The organism is Edaphobacter acidisoli (assembly GCF_014642855.1).
Taxonomy (GTDB): Bacteria; Acidobacteriota; Terriglobia; order Terriglobales; family Acidobacteriaceae; genus Edaphobacter; species Edaphobacter acidisoli.
In genome coordinates, this window is sequence record NZ_BMJB01000001.1 from 2,924,041 (window position 1) to 2,938,717 (window position 14,677).

The 14,677-nt window shown below is 59.5% G+C and carries 19 protein-coding genes; 5 read left to right on the plus strand and 14 right to left on the minus strand.

Features of this window, described 5'->3' with window-relative positions:
- Positions 1 to 9 precede the first annotated feature (9 nt).
- Together IEX36_RS11895 and IEX36_RS11900 are read right to left on the minus strand one after the other, a co-directional pair.
- On the minus strand, positions 10 to 660 hold the full coding sequence (locus IEX36_RS11895) for a CDP-alcohol phosphatidyltransferase family protein (RefSeq protein ID WP_188759497.1): 651 nt from the start codon (positions 658 to 660) through the stop codon (positions 10 to 12).
- Between the two features lie 83 nt (positions 661 to 743).
- Positions 744 to 1,217 carry a GreA/GreB family elongation factor gene (locus IEX36_RS11900; protein ID WP_188759498.1) on the minus strand — a complete coding sequence of 158 codons (474 nt, stop codon included), beginning with the start codon at positions 1,215 to 1,217 and terminating at the stop codon, positions 744 to 746.
- Positions 1,218 to 1,449: 232 nt separating this feature from the next.
- On the opposite strand from IEX36_RS11900, the gene mltG reads away from it, so the two are divergent.
- Positions 1,450 to 2,442, plus strand: a complete 993-nt coding sequence (mltG, locus tag IEX36_RS11905) for an endolytic transglycosylase MltG (protein WP_308422301.1) — start codon at positions 1,450 to 1,452, stop codon at positions 2,440 to 2,442.
- On the opposite strand, the gene IEX36_RS11910 is transcribed toward mltG, so the two are convergent.
- The 3 genes from IEX36_RS11910 to IEX36_RS11920 form a co-directional block, all read right to left on the minus strand.
- Positions 2,439 to 2,753: a type II toxin-antitoxin system RelE/ParE family toxin gene (locus IEX36_RS11910; protein ID WP_188759500.1), complete on the minus strand. Its 315-nt coding sequence runs from the start codon at positions 2,751 to 2,753 to the stop codon at positions 2,439 to 2,441. The genes mltG and IEX36_RS11910 overlap by 4 nt on opposite strands.
- Positions 2,753 to 3,031 carry a ribbon-helix-helix domain-containing protein gene (locus IEX36_RS11915; protein ID WP_188759501.1) on the minus strand — a complete coding sequence of 93 codons (279 nt, stop codon included), beginning with the start codon at positions 3,029 to 3,031 and terminating at the stop codon, positions 2,753 to 2,755. The genes IEX36_RS11910 and IEX36_RS11915 overlap by 1 nt, the downstream gene beginning before the upstream one ends.
- A gap of 74 nt (positions 3,032 to 3,105) precedes the next feature.
- Positions 3,106 to 3,378 carry a hypothetical protein gene (locus tag IEX36_RS11920; RefSeq protein ID WP_188759502.1) on the minus strand — a complete coding sequence of 91 codons (273 nt, stop codon included), beginning with the start codon at positions 3,376 to 3,378 and terminating at the stop codon, positions 3,106 to 3,108.
- Positions 3,379 to 3,750: 372 nt separating this feature from the next.
- Between IEX36_RS11920 and thrS the strand changes: the two genes are divergently transcribed.
- Entirely contained in the window at positions 3,751 to 5,787 is a 2,037-nt protein-coding gene (gene thrS / locus IEX36_RS11925; protein ID WP_188759503.1) for a threonine--tRNA ligase, read from the plus strand.
- An 89-nt stretch (positions 5,788 to 5,876) separates the two neighbouring features.
- Here the strand turns inward: thrS and IEX36_RS11930 are convergent, their stop codons facing one another.
- The 5 genes from IEX36_RS11930 to rpmH form a co-directional block, all read right to left on the minus strand.
- Positions 5,877 to 6,461 carry a Jag family protein gene (locus IEX36_RS11930; RefSeq protein WP_188759504.1) on the minus strand — a complete coding sequence of 195 codons (585 nt, stop codon included), beginning with the start codon at positions 6,459 to 6,461 and terminating at the stop codon, positions 5,877 to 5,879.
- Between the two features lie 32 nt (positions 6,462 to 6,493).
- A complete protein-coding gene (gene yidC / locus IEX36_RS11935; RefSeq protein ID WP_188759505.1) occupies positions 6,494 to 8,335 on the minus strand; it encodes a membrane protein insertase YidC in 1,842 nt (613 codons plus the stop codon).
- A gap of 78 nt (positions 8,336 to 8,413) precedes the next feature.
- Positions 8,414 to 8,704 carry a membrane protein insertion efficiency factor YidD gene (yidD, locus tag IEX36_RS11940; protein ID WP_188759506.1) on the minus strand — a complete coding sequence of 97 codons (291 nt, stop codon included), beginning with the start codon at positions 8,702 to 8,704 and terminating at the stop codon, positions 8,414 to 8,416.
- A gap of 1 nt (position 8,705) precedes the next feature.
- Positions 8,706 to 9,140 carry a ribonuclease P protein component gene (gene rnpA / locus IEX36_RS11945; protein WP_188759507.1) on the minus strand — a complete coding sequence of 145 codons (435 nt, stop codon included), beginning with the start codon at positions 9,138 to 9,140 and terminating at the stop codon, positions 8,706 to 8,708.
- Between the two features lie 116 nt (positions 9,141 to 9,256).
- Positions 9,257 to 9,412 carry a 50S ribosomal protein L34 gene (gene rpmH / locus IEX36_RS11950; RefSeq protein ID WP_188759508.1) on the minus strand — a complete coding sequence of 52 codons (156 nt, stop codon included), beginning with the start codon at positions 9,410 to 9,412 and terminating at the stop codon, positions 9,257 to 9,259.
- A 173-nt stretch (positions 9,413 to 9,585) separates the two neighbouring features.
- Here rpmH and IEX36_RS11955 point away from each other — a divergent pair, with 173 nt between their 5' ends.
- The 3 genes from IEX36_RS11955 (at position 9,586) to IEX36_RS11965 (ending at position 12,683) form a co-directional block, all read left to right on the plus strand.
- The gene (locus tag IEX36_RS11955) at positions 9,586 to 10,056 is read left to right on the plus strand and encodes a carboxymuconolactone decarboxylase family protein (RefSeq protein WP_188759509.1); all 471 of its coding nucleotides are present in this window, start codon (positions 9,586 to 9,588) and stop codon (positions 10,054 to 10,056) included.
- A 440-nt stretch (positions 10,057 to 10,496) separates the two neighbouring features.
- Positions 10,497 to 11,924 carry a chromosomal replication initiator protein DnaA gene (gene dnaA / locus IEX36_RS11960; RefSeq protein ID WP_188759510.1) on the plus strand — a complete coding sequence of 476 codons (1,428 nt, stop codon included), beginning with the start codon at positions 10,497 to 10,499 and terminating at the stop codon, positions 11,922 to 11,924.
- 99 nt (positions 11,925 to 12,023) lie between these two features.
- Positions 12,024 to 12,683, plus strand: a complete 660-nt coding sequence (locus IEX36_RS11965) for a riboflavin synthase (protein WP_188759511.1) — start codon at positions 12,024 to 12,026, stop codon at positions 12,681 to 12,683.
- Here the strand turns inward: IEX36_RS11965 and IEX36_RS11970 are convergent.
- The 4 genes from IEX36_RS11970 to IEX36_RS11985 are packed head-to-tail and all read right to left on the minus strand — an operon-like array spanning position 12,677 to position 14,610.
- A complete protein-coding gene (locus IEX36_RS11970; RefSeq protein WP_188759512.1) occupies positions 12,677 to 13,180 on the minus strand; it encodes a hypothetical protein in 504 nt (167 codons plus the stop codon). The genes IEX36_RS11965 and IEX36_RS11970 overlap by 7 nt on opposite strands.
- Positions 13,180 to 13,755: a DUF4252 domain-containing protein gene (locus IEX36_RS11975; RefSeq protein WP_188759513.1), complete on the minus strand. Its 576-nt coding sequence runs from the start codon at positions 13,753 to 13,755 to the stop codon at positions 13,180 to 13,182. Before IEX36_RS11975 ends, IEX36_RS11970 begins: the two co-directional genes overlap by 1 nt.
- On the minus strand, positions 13,752 to 14,096 hold the full coding sequence (locus tag IEX36_RS11980; RefSeq protein WP_188759514.1) for a hypothetical protein: 345 nt from the start codon (positions 14,094 to 14,096) through the stop codon (positions 13,752 to 13,754). The genes IEX36_RS11975 and IEX36_RS11980 overlap by 4 nt, the downstream gene beginning before the upstream one ends.
- A complete protein-coding gene (locus IEX36_RS11985; RefSeq protein ID WP_188759515.1) occupies positions 14,086 to 14,610 on the minus strand; it encodes an RNA polymerase sigma factor in 525 nt (174 codons plus the stop codon). Before IEX36_RS11985 ends, IEX36_RS11980 begins: the two co-directional genes overlap by 11 nt.
- Positions 14,611 to 14,677: the final 67 nt, after the last annotated feature.

A 14,677-nucleotide genomic window follows, 5' to 3' on the forward strand; every position in this document is an offset into this window, starting at 1 on the left:
CAACCGAGTCTACCGGACGGAGCTGGATTGCTGCAGCTCGGCCAGCCTGCGGCGCTCGGTTTCGAGGTAGGTGTAGCGGATGCGGTGAATGACGGTCAGGGTGGAGAAGACAGCCAGTACCCACAGCGCTGGTCCCATCACGCCCCAGCGATTGCACAGCGCGCCGAGAATGACGCAGACGATGCGCTCGGGCCGCTCCATGAAGCCGACCTTGCAGGTGCCGATCAACGCCTCGGCGCGGGCGCGGGTATAGCTGACCATCACGCAGGCCGTCATCACGAAGGCCACGAGGCCGACATAGAAGAGGCGATTGCCGCGCGCGTAGAAGATCATCAGGCCGAAGAAGATGGCCACGTCGGAGTAGCGGTCCATCACCGAGTCGAAGAACGCGCCGAAGACCGAGACCTGGTTGGTCTGACGGGCCACGCGGCCGTCGACCATGTCGAAGATGCCGGCGCCGATGATAATCAGTCCGGCGTAAAGGAACATGCGGTTGGCGTTCGAGACGCGGGCAAAGCCGAAGAAGCAGGCCGCTACGATGTTGATAATCAGGCCGATGAAGGTCAGCGCGTTCGGCGAGATGCGGGTCAGCGCAAGGCCATTGACGATCTTCTGCAACAGCCACCCACTGCCCTTACCGAATGCTCTTGTCCAGGTCACAACCAACCCTCAGGGACCCGGTGGTCCCCACTTCTGTTTCTCGTCTCTGTGTCGAAGAACTGCTGCAATTGCTCTGGAGAATCCTACTCCGGAGAATCGTGAATCGTCACGAGCTTTAGGACCTCGAGCTCGCGCTTCCCATTCGGCGTCACCACGGTGGCGGTGTCGCCAATCTTTTTGCCGAGCAGGGCGCGGCCGATGGGTGAAGTGGTCGAGATCAATCCCTTGGCCACGTCGGACTCTTCGCTGGTGACGAGCTGGTACTTCAGCTCCTCGTCCTTGCTCGTGTCGTATACGGTGACGGTTGAGCCGAAGCCGACTTTGTCGGCCGGGATGTTGACCAGGTTCACCATGGCGAGCTCGCCCATGCGCCTTTTTAGCTGACCAAGGCGGGCGTTGACGAACTCCTGCCGCTGCTTGGCCATGTGGTACTCGGCGTTCTCGCTGAGGTCGCCCAGGGCGACGGCTTTTTTGATTTCGGCGGGAAGTTCGGTCGTCAGCTCGTATTCGAGCAGCTTGATCTCTTCCTGCAGCCGTTTCATGACTTGTTCGGGCATGGAACCTTCCAGGACCTCCGCGGCCAGTGCGCAGACGGCCATCCGAGGTGCGTTGGGGTGAAAACACTATTATACGATGCGGGTGGTCCGGAGACTGCGTGGAGCCTGCTCGTTGCTTGATAAATCAATGGTTTTCAGCAGCCTGGGTGGTGCCCTGTGGGGTACTGGGGAGACCCCCGGCGACACCGTAGAATAGACACCGAAGAAAGCGCCGGACGATCCTGGCGGAGGTGTGTCCCCCTTGAAGTTTTTCCTGACATTGCTGCTTCTCGGTCTCCTTCTTCTGGGCGCGGTCGCCTTTGTCCTTCGGACGCCCTACGGGCCCTCGCAGGAGACCTTCGTCGAGATCGCCCCGCACACTGGCACGCCCGCCATCGCCGCCCAGCTTGAGCATGCTGGAGTTATCCGTAGCCGCTATGGCTTCGAGCTGCTTCGTGTTCTGCTGCGCGGCCGGCTTCAGGCTGGCGAGTACCGCTTCGACCACCCGGTGCCAATGGCCGAGGTCTACGAGCGCATCGCCCGTGGCGATATCTATACCAAAGCACTTACCATCCCAGAGGGTTACAACATCTTCGATATCGCGCAGGCGGTTCAGGACCAGGGCTTCGGCACACGCGAGGCTTTTCTGGCAGCCGAACGCGAGCATACCGAGCTGATTGCTGCGTGGGCGCCGAAGGACGGGCCGCAACCCGTTTCGCTCGAAGGTTATCTCTTCCCCGACACCTACTACTTCCCGCGTAAGGCGACGCCGCTCCAGATTCTTACGGCGATGGTGCGGCGCTTCAGGCAGGTCTCAACGCAGCTTGGCATGACCGGGGATGTCAACCGGACTGTGATTTTGGCCTCATTGGTTGAAAAGGAGGTCAGCCAGCCGAATGAGCGCCCGCTGGTGGCGGGAGTCTTCATGAACCGCCTGGCAAAGGGGATGCCGCTGGCCACCGACCCGACGGTGATCTATGCAGCGTTGCTCAATAACCGCTGGCGCGGGACGATCTACGCCTCAGACCTGGCCTCGCCTTCGCCGTACAACACTTATAAGCACACAGGGCTGCCGCCGGGACCGATCTGCAATCCGGGGATTGCTTCTCTGCGCGCGGCGATTGCTCCGGCGCAGACGGACTATCTCTACTTTGTCAGCGATGCTTCAGGCCACAGCCGTTTTTCGGCCACGCTGGCTGAACACGCGCAGCAGGTGCAGGCTTACCGCGAGGCCGTGAAGCATTAGAGTTCAGCTTCGTCCTGCATGGCTATTTCGTAGTTGCGTCCGCCATAGAAGATGCCGAGGATGGCAATCTGTTCCTGATCGACGCTGAAAGCGATGACAACGCGCTTGCGGAAGTTCGTGATGCGCAATCCGGAACGGATGTCGTCGCGTCTGGTTCCCCGCCGCGGCAGTGTTCGCAGGCTTTCACAATAGACAACGATAGCTTCGGTGTAGCGCGCTGCTGTATCAGAAGAAGAGACCTCTGCAATATAGCGATAGAGTTCGGCCAACTGCTTCTCCGCTTCGGGAGAAAAGACGACGGTCGCGGCCATCAGTGTTTTTTTGTTGCCTTTCTGTGCTCGGCTGCGAGTGTAGCGCGGACTTTTCTGACGGAGACGGCGTGGGAGGGATTCGCCTTCAGTGCATCATAGGCTGGGGCCACCTCGTGGCGCAGCCAGCTTTCTACGGCGCGATCGCGCGCGGCGAGCGCCCGTAGGCCGTCGCGGATTACTTCACTTTCGGTCGCGTATTCGCCCGCTTCGACCTTTGCCCGGACAAGGTTGGCCATCTCGATTGGCAGTGTGATGCTGAGCTGTTGTGTGGAACGCATGACGATCCTCGAATAGGATTCAATCCTACTCAGGATGTTACCTGAATCTGGCTGAGCCGTCGAAGGAACTGCGCCTAGATCGAGTTGTCGATCAGGTCGCTGAGCGAGGCGGAAGCGGAGAATGGTGGTTCACCCTGCCAGCTTGGGATGTCGAAGGTATTCTCCGGGTGCGCATTGGCGAGCCTGCCCTGGGAGGTGTGCTGGCTGCGAAGCGTCTGCTGGATAATGCGGCGGCTCTCGAACAGGCTCGCGTGCGCGGCCAGCTCTTCGAAGATCAGAAAACCCTGGCCGCAGATGGGGCAGCGGATTTCGCCGGAGAGTTTGGGCTGGTGTGCGACGAGATGCATGGGGAGACCTGCTTTCCGCTGCGCTGAAATTCCGCTGTATTGGAAGCACGAAGGCGTGGCATCAATCCGAACCGATGGCACCGATGGAGAACAACCGCGATTTCAGGAAACGCGGATTTCAATGACAAGAGAACCAAGACCTGAGTGCCGTTTAGCTTTGGCTTGTTCCGTTCGGCCAATTGATGAGCCGCATCTTGATCGGTGCCATCGGTCGGGAGCGTTGCTACGCCTTCGCTTCCATACGAACAACTGAAGATATTTTCAGCGTCTGAGGCGGACAGCGAAATGGCCATCGCGGGGAGTGCCGCTACAACGTGCGGGGGATGCGGTTTGGTGCGACCGGGGCAAAGGAAATATGCTGGTAAGACCGATATGAGTGAGCAGATGATCAAGATTCAGCTTCCCGATGGCTCCGTGCGCGAGGTGCCGCGCGGCACAACAGCATTCGATGTGGCAACGAGCATCTCACCGCGGCTGGCAGCGGCGGTTGTGGTGGCGAGGATTCGCCCGCTTCGGGCAACGGCCAACACCGAACAGGCAGCGGCTGAGGAGCAGGCATCGGAGGCCTCGATGTACAGTGCCTCGTCGAACGGCGAACGTCTGGTCGATTTGGCCGCTCCGTTGAATGAGGACGTTGCACTGGAGCTGCTCAAAGAGTCTGACGAAGCCGCGCTGCGCGTAGTGCGCCACTCTGCCGCGCACGTCATGGCGACGGCTATCCTTGAGCTGTTTCCGGAGACGAAACTGGGTCACGGTCCTGCGACGGATTCAGGCTTCTTCTACGATGTCTACCGCGAGACTCCGTTCAGCGAAGCCGACCTGGCCGAGATCGAGAAGCGCATGGCCGACGTGGTTGCGCGTGATGAGAAGTTCACGCGCGAAGAAGAGCCGCGCGAGAAGGGCCTTGCTGAGTACGAGAAGAATGGCGACTTCATGAAGGTCCACTTCATCGAGCGATTCACCAAGCCGGGCGAAGAGATATCGCTGTATAAGAACGGCAACTTCACTGACTTTTGCCGCGGTCCGCACGTGCCTTCAACCGGGCGCGTGAAGGCGTTCAAGGTGACGAGCGTCGCGGGCGCGTACTGGCTCGGCAACGAGAAGAACCAGCAGCTGCAGCGCGTCTACGGCACGGCGTTCTTCAACACCAAAGACATGGACGCGCACTTCAAGCGGCTTGAAGAGATCAAGGCGCGCGACCACCGCGTGCTGGGCAAGCAGCTTGATCTGTTCTCGATTCAAGAGGTCGCCGGCGCAGGCCTCATCTTCTGGCACCCGAAGGGCGGGTTGATTCGCAAGACGATGGAAGACTGGATGCGCGAGGAGTGCATCCGGCGCGGCTATCAGATGGTCTTCACGCCGCACATTATGCGCCGCGAGTTGTGGAAGATCTCTGGCCACGACGGCTACTACGCCGAGAACATGTATCCTCCGATGGAGCTGGACGACGCCGAGTACCGGCTGAAGCCGATGAACTGCCCCGGCCACATCCTTATCTACAAGAATTCGCCGAAGAGCTACCGCGACCTGCCGCAGCGCTACGCGGAGCTGGGCAATGTTTATCGCTACGAGCGCTCGGGCACGATGCATGGTTTGTTGCGCGTGCGCGGCTTTACCCAGGACGATGCACACATCTTCTGCACGCCTGAGCAGATTGAGAGCGAGATCGCAGCGTGCGTCGAGTTTGCCGAGAGTGTGCTGCACTCTTTCGGGTTTAACGAGTTCAAGGTCGAGCTTTCGACGTGGGACCCGAAGGACCGCAAAAGCTACGTCGGCTCGGCCGAGCACTGGGAGGGCGCGGCCGCGTCGCTCAAAAAAGTGCTCAGCGCGAAGGGGATTGCATTCCGGGAGATTCCCGGCGAGGCTGCCTTTTACGGGCCCAAGATCGACATCAAGCTGGTGGACGTGCTCGGGCGCCTGTGGCAGCTCTCGACGGTGCAGTTCGACTTCAACCTGCCGCAGCGCTTTGAGCTCGAATACACCGGCGAGGACGGCGAGAAGCATCGCCCCGTGATGGTGCATCGCGCGTTGTTCGGCTCAGTCGAACGCTTCTTTGGTGTGCTGATTGAGCACTACGCCGGAGCCTTTCCCATGTGGCTAGCGCCGATGCAGATCGGCATCGTGCCCATCAGCGAAAAGCATCTGGACTACGCAAATGCTGTGAAGGCGAAGCTCGAAGCTGCGGGGTTGCGCGTGGAGCTCGACGCCCGCAACGAAAAGATGAACGCAAAGATCCGCGAGTTCACACTGCAGAAGGTGCCGTTCGTGCTGGTGATGGGCGACAAGGAGGCCGCGAGCGAAGCGGTCAGCGTCCGCACACGCGGCAAGGGCGACGAAGGGAGCACGCCGCTGGCATCTTTTATCGAGCGTGCAACAACATTGGTGAACGACCGCAAGCCCACCCTCTAGTTTTTTGTCACGATAACAATTTAGCCCCCGAGCAGACCGCGCCGGGGGCTTTCAACTTAACTCTTTCGCAGTTATCGAAGAGCGTTTGTTTAGCGTCGACGAAATGCGTTACGAATGGCCTGCGAGCGATCGGTGGTTGAGGGCTGTGCAGATGGCTCTTCGCCCTCTGGATAGAGCACCACAAAGCGGCGTGGTCCGTCGTTCGTAGAGGCTGTTGCCAGCCCCGAAGGCTTCAGCGCAAGATGCAGCAATCTGCGTTCGCGCGAGTTCATCGGAGGAAAGGCGTGCGGGCGTCCAGTCGTGCGGACTTTATCAATCGCGACCTCAGCCATCATCTCGAGCTCTCTCTGGCGAAGCACCTTGAAGTTCTCGGCGTCGAAGCTGATGCGGTCGTGCTCTTCATGCTCAAAGCGGAGGATTTTGGCAGCGATGTGTTCGATGGCGTGAAGGAGCTCACCGTTACGTGCCAGCAGGAGGGGAGTATCAGGGCCAGAGAGTTCGACTGAGATCTCTGGCGCAGGGCCAGATGAAACCTTCCCAGCGGATTCGCCGGGGTTGGGTTGCACTTGGCCGTTGCAGGCAAGGATTTTTGACTTGAGTCTCAGGCCACCGGTAGTGGTAAGCGTTTCGAGAAAGTCTGCAATCTTCTTTTCTGCTAAGCCCGGAGTAGTCATGTTACTTTCCTGCCGGGAGGTCACTGCGGTTGTCAACGCCTCCCTTGGATAGTTGTGCCGGCGCCTAACCCGGCCTTACGGCGTGAACGTTTTTGAGCGACGGCGCGCATCTCTTTGCCGAGACTCGTCTGGTTCATCACTGCCTGTTGGATGATCCCGATGAAGTTGCCGACCGCCCAGTAGATAGCCAGTCCAGCGCCATAGTACCACGTGAACCAGCCCGAGATGGCCGGCATCACAAACGCCATCATCTTCTGCTGCGACGCATCCACGCCCGGAGACGGTGTGTAGAACTGCACCAGGAACTGGCTCACCACCATGATGATCGGCAGAATGTGCAGCGGGTCCGGAGCCTGCAGGTCGGTCATCCACAAGAAGTGCGCGTGGCGCAGCTCGACGACACGCGGCAACATGCCATAGAAGGCGTAGAGGAGAGGCAGTGTAATCAGCGTCGGAATGCAGCCGCCGAACATGTTTACGCCGTTGTCCTTCTGCAGCTTCATGATCTCGGCGTTCATCTCGTTGCGGCGGGGATCAGTCGCTTTGTACTTCTTGTACTTCGCCTTGATGTCGTTCATCTGCGGCTGAATGCGCTGCATCTTCAGCCCGTTCTTCATGGTCGAGATGCGGAACGGCAGAATCAGAATGTTGATGAAGATCGTCAGCAGCACAATCGCCCAGCCCCAGTTCGAGGCCATGTGCGAGTGGATGTACTGGAGGACGATGAACAGGTATTTGCCAATCACACCGAAGAAGCCGAAGTCGAGCAGCGACTCCAGGTTTGGCCCATTGTTCGAGGCGTGAATGGCCTTGAGTACGCGGATCGCCTTCGGTCCGACGAAGATGCGCGTCAGCGTGTGGCCGCTTGTGTCGGCCAGGCCGGCGCCGGCCATCGGCACCATCACCGGGCCCTTCGACACGCTGAAGCTCGACTTCTTGATGGTCTTGCTGACGTCGAGTTCGTTCTTCGTCGTCGTCAGCACAGAGGAGTCGGGTGAGTCGGGCAGAAACACCGCGGCAAAGAATGAGTCACTCGTCCCGCCCCACGAGATCGGCCCGCTGATCGTCGCATCGTTGCCAACCTTCTTGGCTGCCGTGTGGTCGGTCTTGCCGTCGATGCTGGTGTCGATCTGTGCGCTGGCGTAGCCGTAGGAATCATACTGGTCGCCAAAGCCGCCCGGCCACATAATGTACGCGCGCACGGGCTGGCCATTGCGTGTCACCGCGACATCGGAGTGCAGCACGTAGCTCTCGTCGAAGCTGAAGGTCTTTACGACCTGTAAGTCACCGTTCGAATACTTGAAGGTCAAGGTCGCAGGTGCTGCGAGGTTGCCCGTGGCCGAGGGCACATACATTGCGTTGGCCAGTGTCGTATTCAGCGAAGCATCGCTGGTGTGCAGTGAGAGCGGGTACCCGAACTTTGCCGCGGCCTGTTCATGCACCAGGTTCAGCGGCTTGCCATCGTTGTCCTCAAAGATGCCGCCGCCAGCGGGCTTCTTCTTGAGAATCCAGCTGGTAACCTGTCCGCCTTTGTTCGAAAAAGTAATGCGGTAGAGCTCGTTCTCAATCACCGTAGTCGACGCGGCTTTGGCTTCGACCACCGGAACGCTCGTCTTAACTGGAGCCGCGGCTGGCGCACTCTGTTGTACTACCGTAGAGGCATTCTGGTCGCTGTTCGCAGACGGGGAGCCCTCCGTAGGATTTGATGCGCTCGCGCTTTGTGTGACGGCGGTGGGCTGCTTCGGCTCGGCCGCCTTCTTCTTTGCGGTGATGAACTGCATGCCGAGCAGCACGCCGAGCAGCGCGAGCATCATGACCATGAACGACTTGTTGTCGCCGCCGCCCTGCTGATTAGGGTTTGTGTACTGTGCCAAAAGAAGCTTCCTATTCTTCGTCGAAAAACGTGGAGGGCGTTGACCCAGCCCTGAATCGCCCGCAGGCGAGCACTCGTTCTATGGTAAATGGTCTTCAGCTTTGGTGACGGACGGCGCGGCGCGGGAGTTTCGTTCAGGAACGGGGTCCAGTCCGCCCTTGCTGAAGGGATGGCACCGCGCCAGCCGCTTCAACGCAAGCCACGAGCCGCGCACGGGCCCAAACCGTACCAGTGCCACATACGCATACTCCGAGCATGTCGGTAGATACACGCACTGGCTCGGACTGAACACATGTAGCACCGGAGACAGAAATGACTTGTAAATGCGGTAGATAACGCGGACGGCGAGCGTGGGTTCGGAATCAGGCACGTCAGTTGTCAGTCGCAGGGTGCCGGTTGTCGGTGAATTTTTGTTGAGTTTCCCCAGCCTTCTGGATCGCACGAAAGACCAGCGCCACCTCTCGGTCGAGCACCCTGAACTCAAGCTCGATCACGCTGCGGCGAGGATGCAGTACGACATCGACTGGAAGTGTCAGCAGCGACAGGTTCTTGCGGACGGCTTCCCGCATGCGCCGCTTGATACGGTTGCGGTCGACGGCTTTGCCCATCACCTTACCGACAGTGAGGCCTACGCGCGGCGTCAGCGATTCCGCACCCTCGCGCAGCATGAAGAAATACGTCATCTGCTTGGAGAACTGCTTGCGGCTTGCCTTGTACACACGCTGATAATCAGCGTGTTTGCGAAGCCGGAAGGCCCGGGCATCGGTTGAAGAGGTGCCAGCCGCAGGCGAAGAGATGGAGGTCATGGAAGTAAGGAAGCATAGTTGACAGTTGCAGGTTACAGGTTGTCAGTCTGTTCCGCGGAATGCTTTGGAAACTGGCAACTTGTAACCTGTGACCTGCAACTCGACTTTTTCGTAAACTAGTCGCGATAACCGGCGCTGACGGCGATCTTGTGGCGGCCCTTGGCGCGGCGGCGGCTCAGCACGGCTGCACCGGACTTGGTCTTCATACGGCTCAGAAAACCATGGGTCTTCGACCGGTGACGGCGGTTGGGTTGAAAGGTACGCTTCGGCATGGGAAAAAACTCCTGGGCAGGAGAACGCTCCTGCTCGATCTTTTGGTCTGTTGCAACAATCTCTGAGTATACCTGATTGGCTGGGATTTTCACAGCCGATGCAGAGGGCGCCTCACGCGCATCTCAACACAGAACACCCTTCATGCTACACATACAGATGAGGAGAGAGCGGAATGGCAAGCGAAGCACGGATGGAGTATGCGGAGTTCGAGAAGATAGCACCTGGAGTAAGGGATGGTTTGACGGCGCTCAGCAAGGCAGTCAGTGCCTCGGGGCTCGACCGCCAGCTCATCGAACTGATTAAAATCCGCGCCTCCCAGATCAACGGCTGCGCCTACTGCCTGGAGTTTCACCTAACCTATGCGCGCAGGCTCGGCGTTGTCCAGACAAAGCTGGACCTCGTGGCAGTATGGCGCGATGCAGGCATCTTCAGCGCAAAAGAGATGGCCGCGCTGGCATGGATGGAGACGCTTACAGGCGTGACGTCTAAGGGTGTTTCAAATGATGCATACGCAGCCGTGAAAAAAGAGTTCACCGAGAACGAGGTTGTTTTTCTCACCTCTGCCGTTGCCGCGATTAATGCGTGGAACAGGATTGCGATGGCTTTCCGGTTCACACCTCCAATACCACAGGAGAAAGCGTAGCGGAGAGCATTTGCATTCTACAAACCAGAAAAATTTTGCCCTTACAGCCGCTGGTTTTGTGTTCTTCACCGCAGATGGTGCAACTAAAATTTTTTAGAAGAAGGGCTTGAAAAACGCGCGGAATTCCGTGCTAACATCGACTCCGTTTAGTAAGACGTTTTCCCGAAGAACAACTGTTCTGCACTCTGACTTTGGTTTTGAGCTAACCTCCTCTTCGCGGGCGCTGCAAGCGAACACCTGCGTAGAGTTTTCCGGCGACACCAGGTTTGTCTCTACTCGCCAGACCGGCGGGGACGGCCTTTTGTTTGCTCTTTCACCCGTGGGCGTTTGGCCCTCGATTTGGTTTTGGCAGCGAATTTTTTCTGCCGCCACACGCGCGTTGCGCGCCTGGTTTTTTGAACACTGGAACTGCACAAAGAACAATAGAAGGAATCGGAAGCATGTCATTCGTACCAACGGCAACGGCCGTATTGAACTACTGGGTTCGCATCCTGGCGGCACTCGAAAAGAAGATCAACCGTCAGTCGTATGAGACCTGGCTCAAGCCGACCCGCTTCTCCCACCTTGAGGGAAAGAAGCTGTTTGTACGCATCCCCTCCGCCGACTTCCAGCATGTCGGTGATCGCTACGCCGATTTGATTCAGGAAGCGATTGAAAATCTCGAGCTCGATGTCGAAGCGGTTGTGCTCATCACGCCTGAGCAGGACCCCCGCGCGCCCAAGGTTCGCGAGGACGGCGGCTTCGCCCCTCTGCCCAGCCACAGCCAGAACGCGCCGCAGCAGTCGCGCCTTGCGTCTCCATCCGCTCCTGCAGCTCCCGGCCCCGAGCAGTCGCGCTTCGACTGGAACACCGCCTCGCAGCTCAATCCGCGCTATCAGTTCGACGCCTTCGTCGTCGGCAGTGGCAACCAGTTCGCCATGGCAGCGGCGCAGGCTGTCGCCGAACGGCCCTCGAAGGCCTACAACCCGCTCTTCCTCTACGGCGGCGTCGGCATGGGCAAGACCCACCTGATGCACGCCATCGGCCACGACGTGAAGCGCCGTATGCCCCATGCTTCGATCAGCTATGTTTCCGGCGAAAAGTTCATGAACGAGATGGTCGACAGCGTCCGCTACCAGAAGATGACCAGCTTTCGCGACCGGTTCCGCAATGTGGACGTGCTGCTCATCGACGACATCCAGTTCATGGCCGGCAAGGAGCGTACCCAGGAGGAGTTCTTCCACACCTTCAACACGCTCCACGAGAGCATGAAGCAGATTGTCATCGCCAGCGACCGGCCGCCGAAAGAGCTGCCCGACTTCGAAGACCGGCTGCGCTCGCGCTTCGAGTGGGGCCTCATCGCCGACATCCAGCCGCCCGACCTTGAGACCAAGGTCGCCATTTTGCAGAAGAAGGCCGAGAACGAGCAGACGCAGCTCCCGACCGACGTCGCGCTCTTCATCGCGTCGAACGTCCGCACCAACGTCCGCGAGCTTGAGGGCGCGCTTGTCCGCCTCATCGCCTGGTGCTCGATGCATGGCGTCGAGATCACGCTGGCCGTGGCGCAGCAGTGCCTCAAGCAGTTCATCGACACGCAGGTGCGCAAGATCACGATCGAAGCCATCCAGCGCACGGTGGCTGAGCAATTCGGCATGCGCGTCAGCGAGCTGAAGCAGAAAAACAACTCGCGCCAGATAGTCGTCCCGCGCCAGATCGCGATGTACCTGGCCAAGCAGCTGACGGAGGCCTCGCTGCCGGAGATTGGGCGTCAGTTCGGCGGCAAGCACCACACCACGGTCATGCACTCGATCTCGAAGATCGACGAGCAGCGCCGCGCCGACAAGGACCTCAACCGCACCATCAACAAGCTGATGGAGACGCTCAGCTAGCCGCAAATAAGTTGTCAGTTACAGGTTGCAGGTTGCCAGTTGTCGTCTTTCAACTCACAACCTGCAACCGATAACCTGCAACTCCTATACCCTGTAGTTATGTTCACCGGACTGATCGAAGCTACCGGCACCGTGCTCTCCGTCACGCCCAACGCCGGCTCGACGCGCATCACCATCGCTTCGCCTACGCTCACCTCGCGCCTGGCCACCGGCGACAGCATCGCCGTCAGCGGCTGCTGCCTCACGGCGCTTTCGATCGAGCCCAACGCCTTCCCGCCGCGCTTCTCTGCCGACCTCGCCGCCGAAACCATCGCCCGCACCACGCTCTCGCGCCTCGAACCCGGCTCAACCGTCAACCTTGAGCTGCCCACACCCGCCGGCTCGCCTCTCGGCGGCCACGTCGTGCAGGGTCACGTCGACGGCACCGGCGCGCTTGTCTCGCTCGAACCGATCAACCCCGGCGCCGACGCGACCGACTGGCGCCTCTCCCTCACCATCCCCAACGAGCTGACGCGCTACGTCGTCGAAAAGGGTTCGATCACCATCGAAGGCATCAGCCTCACCGTAGCGGCCATCACGGGCAACCGCGTCGAGGCAGCAATCATCCCGCACACCTACGGGGCGACGAGCCTGCACACGCTCGCACCCGGCTCACCGCTCAACATCGAGGTCGACATCCTCAGCAAATACGCCGAACGTCAGCAGCAAACGAGCGAATTCGTCCTCACCGAGCAATACCTCATCGCCAACGGCTACTGAGTCGATACGTTGTGAACCGCAGTGTGTTCGCGCTCGTTGACCCACTTCGCCAGCTGTTCAGGGTTCATCTCCATCCGTACCGCATTCAGTTCGTCGTGATCCAGGTCAATCACTACAAACTCCGTCAGCCGCCCATCTTCGCGCGTGTAAACCAGCGACTCCTTGCCATCTGACTCGCGCTCACGAACTGTCGGCGTCCAGCTGCCACCCAGTTTCGACTGCACAATTGCGTCGAACTCATCTCTGTCCGCTACCGGACCGAAGTGCTCAAACTGTGCGATCTTCATTCCCCGCACTCCTCCGTGAGTCGCGCCGCGCGCGCACAGGCTCACCATCCACATCAGAGGGATCTTCGTTGGCTGCACGGCATAGCGTGTGCTCAGCGCCCTCACCATGGCGTCAAAGCGCTCCGAGCCGCCATTTGAAGCCTCTACGTTCGTGACGACCAGCAGCGCCACGCCCACGGCCACGAGCAGAAATCCTCCGATTCGCCGCATCACTTCACCTTCTCTTTCACCTTCGCGTCCTTCTTCGCCTGGCGGACGCCATATTTCCCGCCGGCCTTTTCGAGGTCAGACATGGACATGTGCCCCTTCAAGTGCACAAACGTCAGCTCCTTCGGCTCGGCATCGATCACCACCAGTTCGCTCACCGTCCCGCTGTCGTCAGTCTTCATGCAGACGTCGGTGCTCTCCGTGGCACTTCGCTCCTTCACCACATGCGACCAGCCGTTGCCGTCGAGTCGCTTACTGAACTCCTCCACGTCGGCCATGTTGTAGTCGCCAGGCTTGTCATACTCGTAGTCGCGCACGATGACGAAGTCCATCTTCTTCGTCAGGTTCGAGGCTCCATCGTCGTCGTCATTGCTGAACTTGCCCGCCATGCCCAGCATGTTCTTGTCCAGGTTCACCTCGGTCGACGACTTTGCGTTCTTCGCAAACTTCTCCGCACCAGCAAACAGGTCGTCTTTCTGCTGCGGAGGTGCTGCTATCGCTTTGAAGGGCGCAGCGATAAAAAGCACCGCGGCTGCCAGCGTGATTCCAGTGCGCACAACTCTCGTCCGTCCGTTCATTGTTCCTCCCCGTCTTGCTTTACTCCGGCTTCACTGATCCTCTGACCCACCCCGCTCAGCGTTCTCTGTGTAATCTGCATGGCGAGATCGAACTGCCGCTGCAGGACCTCGGCCCTCTGACGTTCCTGCCGCTGGCGCACGGCCAGCCCGCTGCCGAGCAGAACCCCGATCAGTGCCACGGCGGCAACAGCCTGCCAGACATGCAGCATCCGGCGAGGCATGATGTGCAGCCGGGCGCTCTCGCCCGTCTGAACGCGCCGCATCACACGGTCCGCAAAGCCGTCCGGCGCAGCCACGCGTTCGAGATCCTTCTTCAACTGCTGTTCAAACTCATCGTTCACGGGCAAACTCCTTCAACACCACTTCTGCCTTGCGCCGCAGCATCTCCAGCCCGCGCTGCAGGTTGCTCTTCACGGTTGCCACTGGCTGCGCGAGCACGTCGGCGATCTCCGCCGGAGTCATCTCTTCCTGATACCGCAGCACAACTGCCGTGCGCATCGCCTCCGGCAATGACAGCAACATCCGCTCCAACCGCGTCTCTACTGCATCGCTTGCAGCCATTCGAATGGTTACGGCATTCTCGTGCTGTTCCGTCCACTCTTCGGCAAACGACTCGGGCCTCGCCCGCCGCCTCCTCAGGTAGTCCGTCGCGCGGTGAGAGGCCACACATCTCAGCCAGAACCGCACGTGCTCGCTCGACTCCAACCGCTCAAGCTTGTCGTGTAGCTCCACAAACACATCCTGTGCCACTTCTTCTGCCGCGCCCTGGTCTCCCAACATGCGAAGAGCAATCGAAAACACCATCGACTGGTGCTCTTCGACCAACCCGCGAAAGCCCTGGTCGTCCACTCTCATCAGGCGCGCTCAATCTCTAATACGCATTCCCCACCGATTTCGAACGCAAAAAGATGCTCGGCCTCAA

Bases quoted from the DNA above. Each gene is read 5' to 3' on its own strand.
- IEX36_RS11965 (WP_188759511.1), top strand. From the start codon at position 12,024: ATGTTCACCGGACTGATCGAAGCTACCGGCACCGTGCTCTCCGTCACG.
- IEX36_RS11970 (WP_188759512.1), bottom strand. From the start codon at position 13,180: ATGCGGCGAATCGGAGGATTTCTGCTCGTGGCCGTGGGCGTGGCGCTG.
- IEX36_RS11915 (WP_188759501.1), bottom strand. From the start codon at position 3,031: ATGCGTTCCACACAACAGCTCAGCATCACACTGCCAATCGAGATGGCC.
- IEX36_RS11985 (WP_188759515.1), bottom strand. From the start codon at position 14,610: ATGAGAGTGGACGACCAGGGCTTTCGCGGGTTGGTCGAAGAGCACCAG.
- thrS (WP_188759503.1), top strand. From the start codon at position 3,751: ATGAGTGAGCAGATGATCAAGATTCAGCTTCCCGATGGCTCCGTGCGC.
- IEX36_RS11900 (WP_188759498.1), bottom strand. From the start codon at position 1,217: ATGCCCGAACAAGTCATGAAACGGCTGCAGGAAGAGATCAAGCTGCTC.
- IEX36_RS11930 (WP_188759504.1), bottom strand. From the start codon at position 6,461: ATGACTACTCCGGGCTTAGCAGAAAAGAAGATTGCAGACTTTCTCGAA.
- IEX36_RS11955 (WP_188759509.1), top strand. From the start codon at position 9,586: ATGGCAAGCGAAGCACGGATGGAGTATGCGGAGTTCGAGAAGATAGCA.
- rpmH (WP_188759508.1), bottom strand. From the start codon at position 9,412: ATGCCGAAGCGTACCTTTCAACCCAACCGCCGTCACCGGTCGAAGACC.
- IEX36_RS11920 (WP_188759502.1), bottom strand. From the start codon at position 3,378: ATGCATCTCGTCGCACACCAGCCCAAACTCTCCGGCGAAATCCGCTGC.
- dnaA (WP_188759510.1), top strand. From the start codon at position 10,497: ATGTCATTCGTACCAACGGCAACGGCCGTATTGAACTACTGGGTTCGC.
- IEX36_RS11910 (WP_188759500.1), bottom strand. From the start codon at position 2,753: ATGGCCGCGACCGTCGTCTTTTCTCCCGAAGCGGAGAAGCAGTTGGCC.
- IEX36_RS11975 (WP_188759513.1), bottom strand. From the start codon at position 13,755: ATGAACGGACGGACGAGAGTTGTGCGCACTGGAATCACGCTGGCAGCC.
- rnpA (WP_188759507.1), bottom strand. From the start codon at position 9,140: ATGACCTCCATCTCTTCGCCTGCGGCTGGCACCTCTTCAACCGATGCC.